This window comes from Neotamlana sargassicola (genome assembly GCF_020523965.1).
GTDB lineage: Bacteria > Bacteroidota > Bacteroidia > Flavobacteriales > Flavobacteriaceae > Neotamlana > Neotamlana sargassicola.
Genome location: NZ_JAJAPX010000010.1, coordinates 1 through 5,200 on the forward strand (window position 1 = coordinate 1; position 5,200 = coordinate 5,200).

The 5,200-nt window shown below is 33.8% G+C and carries 6 protein-coding genes; all 6 read right to left on the reverse strand.

The window, feature by feature from the left end:
* Positions 1-699: 699 nt before the first annotated feature.
* Positions 700-1,230 carry a toxin-antitoxin system YwqK family antitoxin gene (locus LG651_RS15565; protein ID WP_226697032.1) on the reverse strand — a complete coding sequence of 177 codons (531 nt, stop codon included), beginning with the start codon at positions 1,228-1,230 and terminating at the stop codon, positions 700-702.
* Between the two features lie 152 nt (positions 1,231-1,382).
* On the reverse strand, positions 1,383-1,850 hold the full coding sequence (locus LG651_RS15570; RefSeq protein ID WP_226697033.1) for a hypothetical protein: 468 nt from the start codon (positions 1,848-1,850) through the stop codon (positions 1,383-1,385).
* Positions 1,851-2,439: 589 nt separating this feature from the next.
* Positions 2,440-2,967 carry a hypothetical protein gene (locus tag LG651_RS15575; RefSeq protein ID WP_226697034.1) on the reverse strand — a complete coding sequence of 176 codons (528 nt, stop codon included), beginning with the start codon at positions 2,965-2,967 and terminating at the stop codon, positions 2,440-2,442.
* A 164-nt stretch (positions 2,968-3,131) separates the two neighbouring features.
* Positions 3,132-3,725 (reverse strand): hypothetical protein, encoded by a 594-nt coding sequence (locus LG651_RS15580; protein WP_226697035.1) that lies wholly within the window; start codon positions 3,723-3,725, stop codon positions 3,132-3,134.
* Between the two features lie 166 nt (positions 3,726-3,891).
* Complete coding sequence (locus LG651_RS15585) at positions 3,892-4,266, reverse strand: hypothetical protein (protein ID WP_226697036.1); 375 nt, start codon at positions 4,264-4,266, stop codon at positions 3,892-3,894.
* A gap of 180 nt (positions 4,267-4,446) precedes the next feature.
* Positions 4,447-5,052 carry a GNAT family N-acetyltransferase gene (locus LG651_RS15590; protein ID WP_226697037.1) on the reverse strand — a complete coding sequence of 202 codons (606 nt, stop codon included), beginning with the start codon at positions 5,050-5,052 and terminating at the stop codon, positions 4,447-4,449.
* Positions 5,053-5,200: the final 148 nt, after the last annotated feature.

The window sequence follows — 5,200 nt, forward strand, 5'->3', positions numbered from 1 at the left end:
ATTAATTCAAACTTTTCAGTTCCGATATATCCATTATAGAATCCGTTCACAATTAACTTGTTCAGAATCCTTAAATTTTTATCACTTTTGGTCATCGTTTGTCTCATTTCTCAAATTACACACAACGTATTTGTATAAGAAACGTTGCTATTTTGAGCGCGGCGATTTTCCGAAGGAAAATCGGACGAAAGCAAAAGAGCAAAACGTTTCAATTTAAAAATAAAGATAAGCAATGTTTTTTATACGTTGTTGCAAGTTGTAGTTTTTTCAGAGTTATGTTTTCTGCTTGAGTTAAATTCCGAGTTTGAGTAAATTCAGCTATTATTTTTTCCGCAAAGTATTGTCAATCCGCAAGAGTGAAAATCCGCGTAATATTTTTAGTCAGCGTTTTAAAAATCCGCAACCTTGCTCAATTCCGCAAGAGTAAAAGTCAGCGCAATATTGGTCAGATTCATAGTTCGAGTGAATTTCTCCGCGTGATAATTTAGAGTTTTTCTTTGTTAGAAATCAGGTGTTCTTAAAATTCAGAATTATCCGCCGTATGAGTGAGCGCTATGACTTGCAACGGCTTCGTATAAGAATAGTGCGGTTTTGTGTGCGAGGATTTTCCGCAGGAAAATCAGATGTAACAAAAGTGCACGACCCTTCGATTAAGCACCAAATTTAGCATTATTTTTACACATTGTTGTAGGTAGTTTTTTATTTTTTTGACATATCCCATTCATCAATAAAACTACTTTTTTCGATTTCAGCAATATCTTTTTCGGTTGGTTCGATTTCCTTTCCGTTGCTGTCATAAAAATTCCAACTATCAGTTACATAACCAAATTTTATTTCGTCTCCGCCTTCACAACTTGTTTCTTTGTGTTTTGTTCCGATTCGGTACTTGCCTTTGGCTTTTAATTTACCATTGTCGTAATAGTAATTCCATTCGCCATATTTATAACTATAATATCCGTCACAAATTCCGCCTGTACAGCATTGAGTATAAGTGTCCAAGTTATAATTTCCAGAAGCTTTTAAATTGCCGTTTCGGTAAAATTCTTTCCAAAATCCAATTCGATAGTTATTAAATTCTTTGTGAAAGTCATCTATTGTTCCAACACTTTTAATTTCCCCGCTTTCATAGTATTCGGTAAAAGTATTTTTTATCGGAAGTTCAGATTTAATTTGAGTGGTTTTACAACTCACAAAAAGTAGAAAAGTCAGAATGTAAATTGTTATTCTCATTTTTGGTCAAATTACCTACAACGGTCTCGTATAACCGTCAGTTACGGGATTAAAGATAATGTTTTTCGGTTAAGCACTGACGTTAGCAATTCCGAGTGGATTCGGACGTAGTCGAATCCGCCGTAATTGCGGTTATACATTGTTACCACAAGTTATTCTATTCCAGTTACTTTTCTAAAACCATTAGAATAAATACACTTTTGTCCAGTTTTATCCAATATAAAATTTTGTTCAATTAAGCTGTTAGGGTTTTTATTGAAAGTAAATTTACAGTTTACACGTTTTGCTATTATTTCTTTTAAATCTCTGTTTTTATATTTTTCAGGAACATCCTTGATTGAAATTTGTTCTCCATTCGAGCTTTTGCTTTGGTAATATTCAAAATTATCCTCATCTCTTAAAATTGCCATATCAGAAACTGAAATATCAGTAATATTGATTGAATGAAATCTCACGTTCAGTTTAGGACTTGCACCTCTAAAAGATTCTAAATAATTAGCAATGGTCCTTTCTTCAATTGTGAGGGGAGGAGTTCCGTTGTTTACTTTATTACATGAATTAAAAGAAGTCCATATTAGGATAACTATTATTACTTTAGGAAAGATTCGTTTATTTTTCATTTATAATCATTTTTTGTCAGTTTCTAATTTGTGGTAACGTGTTTGTATAAGAAACGTTGCGATTTTGAGCGCGGCGATTTTCCGAAGGAAAATCGGACGAAAGGAAAAGAGCAAAACGTTTCAATCTAGAAATAAAGATAAGCAATGTTTTTTATACGTTGTTGCAAGTTGTAGTTTTTTCAGAGTTATGTTTTCCGCTTGAGTTAAATTCCGAGTTTGAGTCAATTCAGCTATTATTTTTTCCGCAAAGTATTGTCAATCCGCAAGAGTGAAAATCCGCGTAATATTTTTAGTTAGCGTTTTTAAAAATCCGCAACATTGCTCAATTCCGCAAGAGTAAAAGTCAGCGCAATGTTGGTCAGATTCAGAGTTTGAGTTGATTTCTCCGCGTGACAATTCAGAGTTTTACTTTGTTAGAAATCAGATGTTTTTAAAATTCAGAATTATCCGCCGTATGAGTGAACGCTATGACTTGCAACGGTCTCGTATAACCGTCAGTTACGGGTTTATATGTTTTACTTTTCGGTTTAGCACAGGCGTTAGCAATTCCGAGTGGATTCGGACGTAGTCGAATCCGCCGTAATTGCGGTTATACATTGTTGTGTGGCGTTTTTATTTTTATTTTCCATTCAGTTGTATCTAATTCCATAATTTCATTTCTACTCCAATTTGTAAATTCCTCGCATTCAAATTCTAATATTTTTCCATTCCAGTTTTTAAATCGGATATCATCCATTTTAAAGGGACTTTGAATTTCAGTCAAGTCAGACAATGAGTTATTCATTTTCTCAATTTCATAATAATTATGAAAGAAGAAAATTCCATCTGGTGAAACTTCCAAGTCTTGGTATTGAGGTTGGCTTTCTGTTTCTATTAAATTCAAGTCAGAAGCGTTTAGTCTAAAAACGTAATCAGAAGTCAAAACGATAATTTCATTTCGACTTTCCGAATATTTTACCTCTTTTGGAAATCCGCGAAATTGTCCAACTGTTTCACTCATATTTTCATCCGTGAACTTAATCCAAGTCCACGATTGTGAATTCCAAGGACTTTCAATGTCATAAATCCTTTCTTTAAATTCTCCAGAATATGGTTGATTAATTATTTCGACTTTCAATTTCGTTTCGGTTTTCTCAAATGACACACAACGGTTTTGGCTATGATTTCGTTGCGGAAAAATCCGCAGGATTCTTTCCGCCGTAGCCGAAAGATAGTAAATTTGCGTTGAATTCCGATAAGGAATTCAACCGCAATGAATTATAGCCATTGTTGTGCAACGTATTATTTTTTCCACAAACTTGGGACTTTTCTGTATTCAGTCAGAATTAATTTCTCGTCAGTTTTAGTCAATCCAAAATTTGGTTTTTCTCCAGCAAATGGTGGACTTCTATCATCAATCTGAAGTACAAAGTCAACAAGATATTCTCCAATATTCATAGGTGTTCCAGTACATCCAGATTGTAAATACATATGATATTCCGTATCTGTAATCGCCTCCAATATTATATTGGTTTTTTCTTTAAATTCTGATTTTCTGATTAGTCCTTCGTATGCAATTGTTTTTATAGTTCCATTTGGATATTCAGTAAGCTTTAATAATTCGGATTCAGTTGCATTTTTCATTATCCAATATCGTCTATCAAATTGAGCTGGTTTCCGAGCATCATATCCAACAAATCCAGTTGAAATTCCGCCATATACTGCAACTTTTATACTGTCCTTTATTTGTCCGCGAATTCCATTCCAATTATAAGTCCAGCTTTTTTCGTAAAATGAAGACAGCACAAGAACAATTCCAATTCCGATAATTGTCAAAATTGGAAATAACATTGAAAATCGATTTCGTTTTTCGTTATGTCTTCTGCGTTTATTCATATGTTGCACAACGGTCTCGTATAACCGTCAGTTACGGGATTAAAGTTAATGATTTTCAGTTAAGAACTGACGTTAGCAATTTCGAGTGGATTCGGACGTAGTCGAATCCGCCGTAATTGCGGTTATACATTGTTGTAGCACGTATTTTATTCAGTTTCATAATCTTTTATTTCTCGTTCAGAAGTTCGAAATACAACTCTTCGTCGGGAATTGGGTCAGTCCACTTAAAATCTATATTCAATTTTCCAGATTCAGCATATTCCAATAAGATTTTCATTACCGCTTCTTTAGAACATAAGTGTTTTGATGAAAAAAAGAACGGCTCTCCACCAATATAGTGTGAAATCCATTTTATATCATCTTGGTTTTGAATAGGTGATAAATATGATGATATTTCCATTAAAAAATATGAGTTATGGTCAATTTTAAAAAACATAAGTCCGTTGGAATTATCTTTCCACAATGCTGAATCTCCAGAGCCAATTGTCCAATGTGAAGGTGGTAAATCTAAATATTCATCAAGTGTAGCCTCATTTTTCAAGTCAAAATCTTGAGATGAAGGATCACTAATTTTTGCTTTCAAATTTTTCATTTCTCATATGTGCTACAACGGTCTCGTATAACCGTCAGTTACGGGATTAAAGTTAATGTTTTTCGCTTAAGCAATGACGTTAGCAATTCCGAGTGGATTCGGACGCAGTCGAATCCGCCGTAATTGCGGTTATACATTGTTGGCACCAGTATTTATTTTTAAAAGTCCTTCTTTGATATTTTTCCATTCCGATGCTAAAATTCCATAATATACAACATCAATGTACTTGCCGTTTCTGAAAATCAATTCCCGTAAAATTCCTTCTTTAACTGCTCCAATTTTATCAAGTGCTCGCTGTGATTTTAAATTTCCACCACGAGTTCTAAATTCAACTTTATTTACTTTGATTTGGTCGAACAGGAAACTTAACAAGATTAATTTTACTTTTTGGTTTATTCCTTTTCCTTGATAGCTTTCCGAAAACCAAGTCAGTCCGATTTCCACTTTTTTGTCAAATTCCGAAATACTGCAAATACTCGTTGCTCCAATTAATTTGTTTGTCGGTTTTTGAATAATTGCAAATTCCTGTGCAACTTGGTTTTTTCTGTTCTCAATTGAGTTCGAAATGAACTTTTGCCAGTCAGAAATATTTTCCAAATCATATGACATAAACTCCCAAATAGAAGGCGAACTTATTTCGGCAAATAAACCTACATCGCTCAATTCCGAAGGTCTTAATTTCAATTCTTCGGTTTCTAAACAAATGTTATTTTTGAATATTTCCGATTTTATCATTCTCGGTTTTTATATTGGTGCCAACGGTCTCGTATAACCGTCAGTTACGGGATTAAAGTTAATGTTTTTCGGTTAAATACTGACGTTAGCAATTCCGAGTGGATTCTGACGTAGTCGAATCCGCCGTAATTGCGGTTATACATTGTTG

What these genes read in the sequence shown, in the direction of transcription:
- LG651_RS15565 (WP_226697032.1), bottom strand. Translation starts at nt 1,230, where the DNA reads ATGAGAATAACAATTTACATTCTGACTTTTCTACTTTTTGTGAGTTGT.
- LG651_RS15570 (WP_226697033.1), bottom strand. Translation starts at nt 1,850, where the DNA reads ATGAAAAATAAACGAATCTTTCCTAAAGTAATAATAGTTATCCTAATA.
- LG651_RS15580 (WP_226697035.1), bottom strand. Translation starts at nt 3,725, where the DNA reads ATGAATAAACGCAGAAGACATAACGAAAAACGAAATCGATTTTCAATG.
- LG651_RS15590 (WP_226697037.1), bottom strand. Translation starts at nt 5,052, where the DNA reads ATGATAAAATCGGAAATATTCAAAAATAACATTTGTTTAGAAACCGAA.